The sequence below is a fragment of the Streptomyces sp. ATexAB-D23 genome (assembly GCF_000373645.1).
GTDB lineage: Bacteria > Actinomycetota > Actinomycetes > Streptomycetales > Streptomycetaceae > Streptomyces > Streptomyces castrisilvae.
The window spans coordinates 65,146-77,824 of record NZ_KB892019.1; the positions used below are offsets into that span (position 1 = coordinate 65,146).

The 12,679-nt window shown below is 73.3% G+C and carries 16 protein-coding genes; 9 read left to right on the plus strand and 7 right to left on the minus strand.

Annotation, left to right across the window (positions count from 1 at the left end):
• Positions 1-15 precede the first annotated feature (15 nt).
• The 5 genes from B082_RS0118640 to amaP are packed head-to-tail and all read left to right on the plus strand — an operon-like array spanning position 16 to position 2,348.
• Positions 16-498: an Asp23/Gls24 family envelope stress response protein gene (locus tag B082_RS0118640; protein WP_018553335.1), complete on the plus strand. Its 483-nt coding sequence runs from the start codon at positions 16-18 to the stop codon at positions 496-498.
• A 32-nt stretch (positions 499-530) separates the two neighbouring features.
• Entirely contained in the window at positions 531-722 is a 192-nt protein-coding gene (locus B082_RS0118645; protein ID WP_018553336.1) for a hypothetical protein, read from the plus strand.
• Complete coding sequence (locus B082_RS0118650; RefSeq protein ID WP_018553337.1) at positions 719-1,081, plus strand: Asp23/Gls24 family envelope stress response protein; 363 nt, start codon at positions 719-721, stop codon at positions 1,079-1,081. The genes B082_RS0118645 and B082_RS0118650 overlap by 4 nt, the downstream gene beginning before the upstream one ends.
• On the plus strand, positions 1,078-1,764 hold the full coding sequence (locus B082_RS0118655; RefSeq protein ID WP_018553338.1) for a DUF6286 domain-containing protein: 687 nt from the start codon (positions 1,078-1,080) through the stop codon (positions 1,762-1,764). The genes B082_RS0118650 and B082_RS0118655 overlap by 4 nt, the downstream gene beginning before the upstream one ends.
• On the plus strand, positions 1,761-2,348 hold the full coding sequence (gene amaP / locus B082_RS0118660) for an alkaline shock response membrane anchor protein AmaP (protein ID WP_018553339.1): 588 nt from the start codon (positions 1,761-1,763) through the stop codon (positions 2,346-2,348). Before B082_RS0118655 ends, amaP begins: the two co-directional genes overlap by 4 nt.
• A gap of 57 nt (positions 2,349-2,405) precedes the next feature.
• On the opposite strand, the gene B082_RS0118665 is transcribed toward amaP, so the two are convergent.
• The 5 genes from B082_RS0118665 to B082_RS0118685 all read right to left on the minus strand — a co-directional run bounded on the left by B082_RS0118665 (position 2,406) and on the right by B082_RS0118685 (position 7,261).
• A complete protein-coding gene (locus B082_RS0118665; protein WP_018553340.1) occupies positions 2,406-3,161 on the minus strand; it encodes an SDR family oxidoreductase in 756 nt (251 codons plus the stop codon).
• A 4-nt stretch (positions 3,162-3,165) separates the two neighbouring features.
• A complete protein-coding gene (locus B082_RS0118670; protein ID WP_018553341.1) occupies positions 3,166-4,995 on the minus strand; it encodes a glycoside hydrolase family 15 protein in 1,830 nt (609 codons plus the stop codon).
• 82 nt (positions 4,996-5,077) lie between these two features.
• Positions 5,078-5,887 (minus strand): SURF1 family protein, encoded by an 810-nt coding sequence (locus tag B082_RS0118675; protein ID WP_018553342.1) that lies wholly within the window; start codon positions 5,885-5,887, stop codon positions 5,078-5,080.
• A 71-nt stretch (positions 5,888-5,958) separates the two neighbouring features.
• Positions 5,959-6,192, minus strand: a complete 234-nt coding sequence (locus B082_RS0118680; RefSeq protein WP_026249933.1) for a hypothetical protein — start codon at positions 6,190-6,192, stop codon at positions 5,959-5,961.
• 64 nt (positions 6,193-6,256) lie between these two features.
• On the minus strand, positions 6,257-7,261 hold the full coding sequence (locus tag B082_RS0118685; protein WP_026249934.1) for a DEDDh family exonuclease: 1,005 nt from the start codon (positions 7,259-7,261) through the stop codon (positions 6,257-6,259).
• Between the two features lie 114 nt (positions 7,262-7,375).
• Here B082_RS0118685 and B082_RS0118690 point away from each other — a divergent pair, with 114 nt between their 5' ends.
• The 3 genes from B082_RS0118690 (at position 7,376) to B082_RS36285 (ending at position 9,806) form a co-directional block, all read left to right on the plus strand.
• Entirely contained in the window at positions 7,376-8,089 is a 714-nt protein-coding gene (locus B082_RS0118690) for a VIT1/CCC1 transporter family protein (protein ID WP_018553345.1), read from the plus strand.
• A gap of 122 nt (positions 8,090-8,211) precedes the next feature.
• A complete protein-coding gene (locus B082_RS0118695; protein WP_018553346.1) occupies positions 8,212-9,108 on the plus strand; it encodes a sterol desaturase family protein in 897 nt (298 codons plus the stop codon).
• Entirely contained in the window at positions 9,105-9,806 is a 702-nt protein-coding gene (locus B082_RS36285; protein ID WP_018553347.1) for a lysoplasmalogenase, read from the plus strand. The genes B082_RS0118695 and B082_RS36285 overlap by 4 nt, the downstream gene beginning before the upstream one ends.
• Here the strand turns inward: B082_RS36285 and B082_RS0118705 are convergent.
• Positions 9,781-10,272 carry a pyridoxamine 5'-phosphate oxidase family protein gene (locus tag B082_RS0118705; RefSeq protein WP_018553348.1) on the minus strand — a complete coding sequence of 164 codons (492 nt, stop codon included), beginning with the start codon at positions 10,270-10,272 and terminating at the stop codon, positions 9,781-9,783. The two genes, B082_RS36285 and B082_RS0118705, sit on opposite strands and share 26 nt — an antisense overlap.
• Before the next feature lie 240 nt (positions 10,273-10,512).
• On the opposite strand from B082_RS0118705, the gene B082_RS0118710 reads away from it, so the two are divergent.
• Positions 10,513-10,992: a hypothetical protein gene (locus B082_RS0118710; protein WP_018553349.1), complete on the plus strand. Its 480-nt coding sequence runs from the start codon at positions 10,513-10,515 to the stop codon at positions 10,990-10,992.
• Between the two features lie 141 nt (positions 10,993-11,133).
• Here the strand turns inward: B082_RS0118710 and B082_RS0118720 are convergent, their stop codons facing one another.
• Positions 11,134-12,456, minus strand: coding sequence for a globin domain-containing protein (locus B082_RS0118720; RefSeq protein ID WP_018553350.1), 1,323 nt, complete (start codon positions 12,454-12,456; stop codon positions 11,134-11,136).
• Between the last annotated feature and the right edge of the window lie 223 nt (positions 12,457-12,679).

Below are 12,679 nucleotides of genomic sequence, written 5' to 3' on the forward strand. Positions count from 1 at the left end.
AAGGGAAGAACGGCGATGACCGAGACCCCACAGCGGAACCGGCCCGAGAACCCCGACAACAACGGTTCCGGCGGCAGCAGCCTGACCAAGCGTGGTGGAGGGGACCCCGGCGGCCGCGGCCGTACCACGATCGCCGACGGAGTCGTCGAGAAGATCGCCGGAATGGCGGCCCGTGACGTCTTCGGGGTGCACGCGATGGGCAGCGGCCTGTCCCGGACCTTCGGCGCGGTCCGCGACCGGGTCCCCGGCGGCACCAAGTCGGTCACCCGCGGGGTCAAGGCCGAGGTCGGCGAGTCCCAGACCGCCCTGGACCTGGAGATCGTCGTGGACTACGGCGTGTCGATCGCCGATGTCGCCCGCGATGTACGGGAGAACGTGATCTCGGCCGTCGAGCGCATGACGGGCCTTGAGGTCGTCGAGGTGAACATCGCGGTCAGCGACGTGAAGCTGCCCGACGAGGACGACGATGACGACGATTCCGAGTCGCGCGTCCAGTAGCCCATGCGCCCACAGCAGTTGAGGAGCACACGATGAGCATGGCTGTGGTCGGCCTGTTGGCCGGCATGGCGCTCGGGTTCGCCGGGTACTTCGGCGGGTTCGGAGCCTTCCTGTTGGTGGCGGCCCTCGGGGCGATCGGCTTCATCGCCGGCCGGTTCCTCGACGGTGACCTGGAACCCGGCGACTTCTTCCGGAGTCGCGAGCGCGGCGACCGACGGCGGTGACGGCGTTGTCGGGGGCGAGCGGCCCGGTCGAGGCGGGGCAACGGGGAGAGACACGGATCGCCGACCGGGTGGTCGCGAAGATCGCCGCGCAGGCGGCGAAGGAGGCGGTCGACACGCCGCCCGATGACGCGGCGACGCCGCGCGCCACGGTCACCGTGCACCGTGACACCGCCCGCGTACGGGTGAGTCTGGAGCTGGGATACCCCGGCGACATCGGCCGGCAGTGCGGTGCCGTGCGTCGGCGGGTCACCGAGCGGGTAAAGGCGTTGGCGGGGATGGAGGTGCCCGAAGTGGCCGTACAGGTCGAACGCCTGCACCCCTCAGGAGCGAGCCTCGCGGCACAGGGGAGGATCCGATGACCGAGCCCCATGACCCGGACGACGGCACGCGGCGCCCGTCCCCCGACGGCGCGGTGGAACACGGCGACGTCCTCGCACTCGACCAGTCCGCCTCGTCCGCGGCGTACGACCCCGCGCCCGGCAAGGAACGCACCGGAGGCCACGCCGGCCGCTTCTGGTCGGGCCGCCGCATCCCGGCGGGCATCGTCGCCCTGGTGACCCTCGGCGCCTGCGGTCTGCTCCTCTACGACGTGTCGGCGGTCCGCGCCGGCCATCCGGCGATGCAGTGGCGCCGCTCGCTGGCCGACGAACTCGCCCATCGGCGGCTCGACGACGTCTGGGTGCTGACCGGCGCGTCCGTCGCCGCGGCCCTCGGCCTCTGGCTGCTGTTCCTCGCGCTGACCCCCGGGCTGCGCGACCTGCTTCCGATGCGCCGTGAACAGCCCGACGTGCGCGCCGCGCTCGACCGGACGGCGGCCGCCATGGTCCTGCGGGACCGGGCCGTCGAGGTCGCGGGTGTGCAGTCGGTCCGGGTCCGGATGGGCCGCGGCAAGGTGGGGGTGCGCGCCGTGTCGCACTTCCGTGAACTCGACGACGTACGGGCCGATCTGGACAACGCGCTCTCCACGGGCATCGGAGAGCTGGGACTCGCCAGGCAGCCGAGCCTGTCGGTCCATGTCCGCCGGCCGGCGAAGAAGGGGTGAACGGCGTGCTGAGGACCGTCAACCGGGTGCTGCTGGGCCTTGCCGGGCTGGTACTGATCTGTGTCGGCGGCGGCGTCCTGGCCGCCGCGACCGGTCTGTCCGTACCGTCCTGGTGGCCCTGGTACGGCAAACACGATGTGCTGCTCAGCGAAGCGGACCGGGACCGCTGGCGCTCCGAGGGCTGGTGGTGGCCGACGGTGATCGCGGTCCTCGCCGTCCTCGTGGTCCTCGCCCTGTGGTGGCTGCTGGCCCAGCTGCGCCGCTCCCGGCTGTCCGAGGTGCTGGTGGACAGCGGCGACGGCGAAGGCGCCCTGCTGCGCGGCCGGGCCCTGGAGGGCGTGCTCGCCGCGGAGACGGGCGCCCTGGACGGGGTGTCCCGCGCCAATGTCACGCTGACCGGCAAGCGCAGCACCCCGGCCGCGAGGGTCCGGCTGCTGATGGAGCCGCACGCCGCGCCGGACGAGACCCTGGACCGGCTGAGCGACGAGGCACTGGCCCACGCCCGGAACTCCGCGGGCCTTGAGCGGCTGCCCGCCGAGGTGCGGCTGAAGGCCGTCAAGCACCGGGCCGAACGGGTCACCTGACGGACGGTGCGGCGGCGCGGGCTCCCGGCTGCGGCGCCCGCGCCGCAGCGCGCGGGCTCAGAAGCCGTGCCGGTACCCGCCGTCGACCGGCACCATGATGCCCGTCAGATACGAGGCGGCGGGGGAGAGCAGGAAGGCCGCGGTGCGGCCGAACTCCTCGGTGGTGCCGTAGCGGCGCAGCGGGATGCGCGCCTCGTTGGCGGTACGCGAGGCCTCCGCGTCGCCCGAGAGCGCGTCCAGCTCCCGCACCCGGTCCGTGTCGATCCGGGCCGGCAGCAGCCCCACCACCCGGATGCCGCGCGGGCCGAGCTCGTCGGCCATCGACTTGGCGACCCCGGCCAGACCGGGGCGCAGCCCGTTGGAGATGGTCAGCCCGCCGATCGGCTCGTGGACGGAGCCGGAGAGCACGAAGCCGATGACACCGCCCTCGCCGAGCGCCGCCGCCGCCGACCTGGCCAGCCGTACCGCGCCGAGGAAGACCGAGTCGAAGGCGGACTGCCACTGCTCGTCGGTGTTGTCCGCGATGCCGCCGGGCGGCGGCCCGCCGACGCTGATGAGGATGCCGTCGAGCCGGCCGAGCCCCTCCCGCGCGGCCGCCACCAGCCGCTCGGCCGACGCCGGGTCGGCGTTGTCGGCGGCGAGTCCGACGGCGGACGGGCCCAGCTCGGCGGCGGCCGCCTCGGCGCGCCGCGCGTCCCGGCCGGTGATGATCACCTTCGCGCCGTCGGCCACCAGGGCGCGGGCGGTGGCGTAGCCGAGGCCGCGCGTCGCTCCGGTGACGATGTACACACGGTCCTTCAGTCCAAGATCCATGGCCCTATCCTGCCGTGCCGCCCCCGGCGTCGTCCTCGGCGGCCCGCGCTTCGGCGGGCTGCGCCTGTTCGGCCAGCGCCACCGCCGTGCCGACCAGGCCGATGTGGCTGAAGGCCTGCGGGAAGTTGCCCAGCTGGCGCCCGGCCGCGGTGTCGTACTCCTCGGCGAGCAGGCCCACGTCGTTGCGCAGGGCCAGCAGCCGTTCGAAGAGTGCGGTGGCCTCGTCGGTGCGCCCGGTCATCCGCAGCGCGTCCGCCAGCCAGAACGAGCAGGCCAGGAACGCGCCCTCGCCGCCCGGCAGCCCGTCGATCGAGGTGCCGTCGGTGCTGTAGCGGCGCAGCAGGCCGTCGCTGCCCAGCTCGTCGCGTACGGCGTCCACCGTTCCGACCACGCGCGGGTCGTCCGGCGGCAGGAACCCGGTTCTGGCGATCAGGAGCGTCGCCGCGTCCAGTTCCCGGGAGCCGTACGACTGGGTGAAGGTGTTGCGCACCGGGTCGTAGCCCTTCTCGCACACCTCCCGGTGCACGGCGTCCCGCATCGCCCGCCAGCGGTCGGCGTCACCGGAGAGCGTGGGGTCCTCCTCCAGGCTGCGCACCGCGCGGTCGGCGGCGACCCAGGCCATCACCTTGGAGTGCACGAAGTGGCGGCGCCGGCCGCGGATCTCCCACAGCCCCTCGTCCGGCTCGCGCCAGGTGGACTCCAGGAACCCGAGCAGGCTGAGCTGGAGGCTCCAGGCGTGCGGTTTGTCGTCGAGACCCGCGTCCCGGGCCAGCCGGAGCGAGTCGATGACCTCCCCGTACACGTCGAGCTGGCGCTGACGCACCGCCGCGTTGCCGATCCGGACCGGGGCGGAGTTCTCGTAGCCGCGCAGCCACGGCAGCTCGGACTCGGGCAGTCTGCGCTCCCCGGCCAGGCCGTACATGATCTGGAGGTCGGCCGGGTCGCCGGCGACCGCGCGCAGCAGCCAGTCGCGCCAGGCGGCGGCCTCCTCCAGGTAGCCGGCCGAGATCAGCGCGCCGAGGGTGAGGGTGGAGTCGCGCAGCCAGCAGAAGCGGTAGTCCCAGTTCCGTACGCCGCCGATCTCCTCGGGCAGCGAGGTGGTGGGGGCCGCCACGATGCCGCCGGTCGGGCCGAAGGTGAGCGCCTTCAGGGTGATCAGCGACCGGATCACGGCGTCCCGGTAGGGCCCCTGGTACTTGCAGCGGGCCGACCACTCGGCCCAGTCGGACAGGGTGTTCTCCAGCGCCTCGTACGGGTCGACGAGCTTGGGGCGGGGCGAGTGCGAGGGGTGCCAGGTCAGCACGAAGGCCACCCGCTCGCCCGCCGAGACGCGGAACGAGGAGCAGGTCGAGAACTGCTGGCCCCACGTCTTGACCGGCGGTTCGCTGCGCAGCCAGGCGGAGTCCGGCCCCGCGACCGCCACCCGGTGGCCGTCCGAGCGGCGCATCCACGGCACGATGGAGCCGAAGTCGAAGCGGAGCCGGATCACCGAGGACATGTCGACGGTGCCGCTGACCCCCTCGACGATCCGCATCACGTCCGGCTCCTTGTCGCGCTGCGGCATGAAGTCGATGACCTTGACGGTGCCGGTGCGCGTCTCCCAGTACGTCTCCAGGACGAGGGATTCGCCCGCGTAGGCACGCCGGGTGCAGGTGTCCGCGCCCTTGGGGGCGATCCGCCAGTGGCCGTTCTCCTCGTCGCCGAGCAGGGCGGCGAAGCAGGCGCCCGAGTCGAAGCGGGGCAGGCACAGCCAGTCGACAGAACCGTTTTTTCCGACCAGGGCGGCCGTCTGGAGATCGCCGATGAGGGCGTAGTCCTCGATGCGTGGGGTCACGTTCTGGCGTCTTCCCGAACCTGGCCCCCGTTAAGCAGGCAGCCGGTGAGGAGAGGCGGGAGTCACCCCCGCGGGCCCGGCGTCACGCCTGCGCGGGCTCGGGCTCCGGTGTCGCGTCCTCGGCCGCGGCGGCAGCGGTGGCGGCCGCCGCGACCCGGTCGCGCTTCTCGCGCCGGGCCAGCACCACGAAGCCGACCGGGACCCCGGCGGCGAACAGCCACCACTGCACGGCGTACGCCATGTGCGGGCCGATGGAGCTGTCGTCGGGGGCCTCGATCAGCTCGGGGGAGTTGTTCTCCGGCGCCGGACCGGTCTGCTCGATGTAGCCGCCGAGCACCGGGCGGGAGAGCAGCTCGGCCTGCTGGGCGCTGTTGATCAGCATCACCTGGCGGTCCGGGAGATCCGAGATGTCCTTGATGCCGCTGGCGCCGGTCGTCTCGTCGGCCTTCAGCCGCCCGGTGACGGTCACCTCGCCCTTGGGTACCGGCGGTACGTCGGGGAAGGCGTGCTGGTCGGCGGCGGAGGGGACCCAGCCGCGGTTGACCAGGACCGTGCCGCCGCCCTTGAGGTCGAACGGGACCAGCACATGGACGCCGATGCTTCCGTCGGTCGCCGTCCGGCGGCGTACGACGACCTCGTGCTTCTCGTCGTACGTCCCGGTGGCCGTCACCGCGCGCCAGTAGTCGGAGCGCGGAACGGTGTGGCCGGGGGAGGTGAGCGCGGAGACGGGAACCGGGGCCGCCTTCAGGTTGCGCGAGATCAGGGCGTTCTGCGCGACCTTGTGCTCATGCCGGTGCAGCTGCCAGAAACCCAGCTCGACCATCGTGGGAATGAGGACGAGGGAGAGGAGGGCGAGGATCAGCCACTGCCGGGTCATCAGGAAGCGGTACACCCCACGACGGTACAACCGGTCGTGGGGCGCATCGCGCAGGGGGTGGCCGAAGGGGCGGGCACCGGTTGATCTCAGACCTTGTCGACGATGCCCACCTTCCCCTCCGCGCGGGCGCAGTGCCCGCCGCAGAACCAGTGCCCGTCGACCTCGACGCCCTGGCCGATGACCTGGACCCGGCAGTGCTCGCAGATGGGCGCCATGCGGTGGATGGCGCAGGCGAAGCAGTCGAAGACGTGCACCGCGCCCTGCGCGTGCACCTCGAAGGACATCCCGTAATCGTTTCCGCAGACCTCACAACGTGCCATGCGCCACAGGGTGGGACGCGAGGGCGGCGGCGGGCGAGCGGAGGGCGGGCGAGTCGCCCCCGGTTCACTCCGATGACGGCGTCGGCGCCGGCACCTTCGCGACGGCCGGGGCGACATCCCGCAGGAGATGGGTGAAGGCGCTCTCGTCCAGGATCGGCGTGCCGAACGACTTGGCCTTCACCGTCTTCGACGTCGCCGAGTCCGGGTCGTTGGTGACGAGCAGGCTGGTCAGCCGGGACACGCTGGTCGCCACATGCAGCCCGGCCTCCACGGCCCGGTCCTCCAGCAGTTCGCGGTCGACCGAGGTGTCCCCGGAGAACGCCACCCGCATGCCCTGCATGAGCGGTTTGTCCTTCTCGTACCGCCCCGGATTCGGATACGGGCAGGCCGGGCGCTTGCGCGAGGGCCGCCAGCTGTTCTGTCCCCCGTACGAGGAGGAGCCGGTCCGCGGGGTCACCGGTGAGTGGGACCACTCGGTCAGCGGACGGCACTCCAGCAGTGGCAGCCGCACCCCGCCCCGCGCCGCCGCGTGCAGGCTCGGGCGGAACGCCTCGGCCAGCACCCGGGCGTCGTCCAGCGCGTGGTGCGCGTGCTGCTGCACGACCCCGAAGTGCTCGGCCAGCGACGCCAGCTTGTGGTTGGCCAGCGGCAGCCGCAGCTCCTTGGCGAGCGCGATGGTGCACAGTCGCTGCCGCACCGGCGCGGTCACCGACGCCCGCGCGTACTCCCGCGCCAGCATCGACCAGTCGAACGCGGCGTTGTGCGCGACGAGCACCCGGTCCGCGAGCCGCTCCGACAACTCGGCGGCGACCTCGGGGAAGAGCGGGGCGCCCTCCAGCACCTCGCTCGTCAGCCCGTGGATCCAGACCGGCCCGGGATCGCGCTCCGGATTGACGAGTGTGTACCAGTGGTCCTCGACATCGCCCCGCGCGTCCAGGCGGTAGACGGCCGCGGACACTATCCGGTCGTCCCGGGCGAGCCCGGTGGTCTCCACGTCGACGACCGCGTACCCCTGCGGGTAGGCGGCCGGCCATGGTGCTGCGGTCTGCGGGTCGTCGAGCATGGTCACAGAGAATACGGGCCACGACCGACAGTCCCCTATTCGGCTGCCGCCCCGGTCCCTGGCGGACCGTCACCCGGGCCGTACGCGTCCGGCGGCGCCGCGGGGTGAGACCATCCCGGGATGACGCGAACCCCGGCGCACGACGAACCCCACGGAACCGGTCTGGGGGCCCGGCTGAACTGGCTGCGGGCCGCCGTGCTCGGGGCGAACGACGGTGTGGTCTCCACCGCCGGGCTCGTCGTGGGCGTCGCAGGCGCGACCGACGACCGGGGCGCCCTGCTCACGGCGGGGCTGGCCGGGCTGCTGGCCGGGTCCCTGTCGATGGCGGCGGGCGAATACGTGTCGGTCTCCACCCAGCGCGACTCGGAGAAGGCGGCGCTGGCGACCGAGAAGCGCGAGCTCCAGGAGACACCGGAGGCGGAACTCGCCGAGCTGACAGGGCTGCTGGAGGGCAAGGGGCTCAGCCGCGAGGTCGCCCGCGAGGCCGCGGTCCAGCTCACCGAGCGCGACGCGCTGCGCGCCCACGCGGAGGTCGAACTGGGCATCGACCCGGACGACCTCACCAACCCGTGGCACGCGGCGGGCGCCAGTTTCCTCGCCTTCACGGTGGGAGCACTGCTGCCCCTGCTGGCCATCGTGCTGCCGCCCTCCTCCCTGCGGGTGCCGGTGACCGTGCTGTCGGTCCTCGCGGTGCTGGCCGTGACCGGCTGGTGGAGCGCCCGGCTGGGCGAGGCGGCGGCAGGGCCCGCGGTGCTGCGGAACATGGGCGGGGGAGCGGTGGCCATGGCCGTGACGTACCTGGCGGGGCACCTGCTGGGGGCGGCCGGGGTCTGACGGCGCGCGGCCGTGCGGCGCACCCGCTGTCGGAACTCACCAAAGACCGCTGACACCACGTCTCACATACTTGTTGGTAACAACGTCTAGCACCCGGCCGGACCCCGCTCTACGGTGCAGGTATGCCGACGAACCTGCCCGACGTAGTGCTCTGGTCCATACCGGCCTTCGTGCTGCTCACCGTCCTGGAAATGGCGCTGCACCACTTCCACCCGGACGAGGAGGCCGCCGGGTACGAGGCGAAGGACGCCGCCACCAGCATCACCATGGGGCTGGGCAGCCTGGTCTTCGACCTGATGTGGAAAGTACCCATCGTCGCCGTCTACACCGCCGTGTACGAGCTGACGCCACTGCGCGTTCCGGTCCTGTGGTGGACCGTCCTGCTGATGCTGCTCGCGCAGGACTTCTTCTACTACTGGTCCCACCGCGGCCACCACGTCATCCGCATCCTGTGGGCGTGCCACGTGGTCCACCACTCCAGCCGGAAGTTCAACCTCTCCACCGCGCTGCGCCAGCCCTGGACCTCGCTGACCTCCTGGCCGTTCTACCTGCCGCTCATCGCGTGCGGGGTGCACCCGGCGGCGCTCGCGTTCTGCTCGTCGGCCAATCTCGTGTACCAGTTCTGGGTGCACACCGAGCGCGTCGGGAAGCTGCCCCGGCCCTTCGAGTACGTGCTGAACACGCCGTCCCACCACCGGGTGCACCACGCCTCGCAGGGCGGCTACCTCGACCGCAACTTCGGCGGCATCCTCATCGTGTGGGACCGGTGGTTCGGTTCGTTCGCCTCGGAGACGGTACGGCCGGTGTACGGGCTCACCAAGAACATCGAGACGTACAACCCGCTGCGGGTCGCCACCCACGAGTACGCCGCCATCGCCCGTGACGTGCGCGCGGCGGGCAGCTGGGGCGAGCGGGCCGGGCGGGTCTTCCGCGGACCGGGCTGGCAGCCGGCCGGAGCGCCCACCGTGCCCGCGTCCGCCGCACCCGTCGCCGCTCCGGCACCGGAGCGCACCGGATGAGCGACGGCCCCGCGCCCGAGCGGCGCGAACGGTACGCACGGCCCCTGCTCATCGCCTTCCTCATCGCCTGCGCCGCCGACCTCGTCGGCGTACTCACCGGCCCCGACGCCCTCCACCTGGTGGCCAAGCCGCTCCTGATGCCGCTGCTCGCCGGGTACGCCGTCGCGCGGGGCGGACCCCGGCTGCTGACCGCCGCGCTGCTGTGCGGCTGGGCCGGTGACGTGTTCCTGCTCGCCGACTCCGATCCCGCCTTCCTCGTCGGGATGGCCGGATTCGCCGCCGGGCACGTCTGCTACCTGGTGCTGTTCGGGCGGGCGCGCGGGGCGCTGCTGCCGGCGATCGGGTACGCCGTCGTACTGAGTGTCTTCGTGGCCCTGCTCTGGGACGGGCTGCCGGGCGGGCTGCGGGTGCCGATGGCGGGCTACAGCCTGCTGCTGACCGCCATGGCCTACCGCGCCGGCGTCCTCGGCCGCTACGCGGCGACCGGCGGGGCTCTCTTCCTGCTCTCCGACGCGCTGATCGCGACCGGTGTCGCTGACTGGCCGCGGCTGCCGGGCCACGGCTTCTGGGTGATGCTCACCTATGTGGCCGCGCAGTTCCTGCTGACCCTGGGCGCGCTCGCCGCGGGGCGCGGGGGCGGCCGGCCGCCGCGGGCCACGGAGCCGCCTCCGGTCAGCCGGTCAGCCGGACCCCGCTGACCAGGTCGGGGCTGATGCGTACCGCGGCCTCCACCGGCCGGTCCGGCCAGGGTCTGATCAGCCGCCGGTACCGCAGCAGGGCCTCCGGTTCGGTGACGGGACGGCAGTACCCCGTGGCGACGACGCTCCAGCCCAGATGGGTCAGCGGATCGATGTCGTCGGCCTGGTAGGCGACGACGACCCCCGCGTCGCCGTGCCGGCGGACCTGGCGGAAGAGGTCCGATTCGTGGTGGGTCCGGATGACGATCCGGCCGCCGTCCAGCAGGTGGTTCACCGGGCGGATCGCGGGCAGCGCCCGCCGGGTGAAGACGATCCGTCCGAGGGGCGCACCGCCGAGCAGCGCGAGTGCCTGACCGGCCGTCAGCTCGACCCTGCGCCGGGGCGCGCCGGGATCCGGTACCAGAGGGGGCGCGGGCTCCGCCGCCCGCGCGGACGTCCGGGACGACTGATGCCGTATGTGGCTCATGGTGCGGCCTCGTCTTCCTCGGTCTGCCCGCCTGCCGCCCGAGTACACCGTGTGCCGCCGCCCGGCGGAAGGGCCGAACGGCCCGGGGCCGAACGGCCCTAGCCGGGCCGGGTCCCCGCTGGGTTCACTCGGGTGTCGCGTGCCTGGGCACCGGTCCGACGGCGGCTCCGGTGGCCGGGCCCAGGCATGCGACACGCTCCGCCGGACGGGCGGGACGCAGACGCGCGGGAGGGGAACGCGGTGATCGCGGTCGTCGGGCACAGGGACCTCAGCAACAGGACCCTGGAACTGGTGGAGGCCGAGCTGAGAGCGCGGCTGGAACGTCTCGCGGAGGGCGCGGCGGCCTTCGTACGGGCCGGAGCCGGGCTGCCCCTGGTGGTCGGGCGGGCCGCCCGGGAGGCCGGCCGGAAGCTGGCCGTCCTGCTGCCGGCCCAGGGCGTGGTGCCCGGACCCCTGCCCGAGCGGGACCGGCGGGCCACGGGCGAACTGCTCGTCCTGGCCGAACAGGTACGGCTCCTGGCCTTCGACGCGGCCGACCGGGATGCCTGTGTCGGCGCCGACGAACGCCTGGTCGAGGAGAGCCGGACCGTGTTCGCCGTGTGGGACGGTTCGCACTCCGACGGCCGGGACGCCACCGCGCATCTGGTCGCCTTCGCCCGTGCGCGGGGAATCCGGGTCGAGATCGTCTGGCCCGAGGGCTCCGCACGGGTGCGGGCGTGACGGTGGCGGAGCGCGGGCCGGGGACGGCCACGGCGAGGGACGCGCCCGACGCCGGCGGGCGTCCGGACCGCGGGGCGCGGCGGGGGTTCGGACGGCTGCTGGTGACCACCGTGGTGCCGGTGACCTGGTGCCTGATGATCCTCACACCGGCAGGCACCCGGTTCTGGCCGCACCGGCAGACGCTTCTGTGACGTCCGCGATCCCGGAGGCGTCCTGATGGACCCGCGCCACCGGCACCCCGGCGGCGGCCAGTGCGGCCGTGAGGGCCGGAGCCGGTCCGGCCGCCGGCGTCTCGGGGGCCAGGGCCAGGAAGGCGTGCGGAGGGACGGCGCTCCCGGGGAGCGGCCGGAGCACCTCGTCCAGGACCCGCAGGGCGCCTCCCGCGCCGTGGACCTCCGGGTGCGTCGGCAGGACGGTCAGCCACGGCCGCCCGCGCCGGAACGTCTCCAGATACGCCGTGTCGTACGGGGCCGCCCCGGACTCCTCCGGCGGACCGGTCTCCAGCAGCAGCCGCACCCGCGTGCGGCCCGGTGACAGGGCGTCGATCTCCTGGAGCAGCGCCTTCATCGGGGCCCAGCCCGTACCGGAGGCGATCAGCAGGATGTCGGAGGCCGGAGCGTCACCGGGGAGCGTCAGCAGGCCGCGGGGAGCACCGAGCCGGAGCGTGTCGCCCGCCCTCGTCCCGTGCGCCAGCGCGTCGCTCACCCCGCCGGCCCGACGGGCTCGTACATGGAATTCGAGTTCGCCGTCCTGGTGGGGGGCCCGCGCCAGGTAGTACGGACGCCAGGCCTGCTCCAGCAGCGGTGTCTCCAGCGAGGCGTACTGTCCCGCCCGGAAGGGATAGGGCTGCTGCGGCCGTACCCGCAGGACCGCGAGGCCGGGCGCGCGCAGCTCGTGCGCCGTCACCGTCGCCTCCCAGCTGGAGGGTTCGGCGATCGCGTCATTCTCGCCCCGGACCATCGAGGACACCGCCAGCCGCAGCATCCGCAGCCAGGCGTCCTCCAGCACACCGTTCCACCGGACCCCCGCACGCGCCCGCAGCGCCTCGACGAGCGCCGCTTCGAACGCGGCGAAGTGCGCCGGGCGCACACCGAGCTTGCGGTGGTCGCGGCCCAGCTGCGTGAAGCGCTCGGCCACCGCGTCCGTACGGTGCAGATTGCCGATCAGATACCGGAAGGCGACGGCCAGATGGGCCTGCTGGAACGCCATCGACTCCGGGAACAGCGACCGCAGATACGGATGCCGGTCGAACAGCGCCCGGTACAGATCCGCGATCAGCTCGTCCAACGGGCCCACCAGAGGCAGGAACTCCTCGACGAGCAACTGGTCGGCCGTCCCGTCGTACGTCTGCGGGGCGGCGGTACGCCCGCCGGAACTTCCCTCCGGCAGCAGAATGCGTCGTCGCAGCCGCATCGCGTCGTGCCGCGCGAGCAGTGCGTGATAGTCCTCGCTCGGGGTGTTCATGGGCAGGTGACTCCTCGGGACAGCACGGTGGGGGACTTCCCGGCGGGCGTACGGCGACGGCTGCGGCACCGCGCGGCACGCTCGCCGCGCCGGGCGGCCGGGCCGGCGGGGCGGGTCTCGGCCGCGCAGGGCCGGCCGTGACGTGGGGACCTGCGGGGCGGCGCCAGTATGGCACCGCGTGCCGCCTGCTGACCGGCCCTGGTCACAGGGCCTTTCGGCCCCT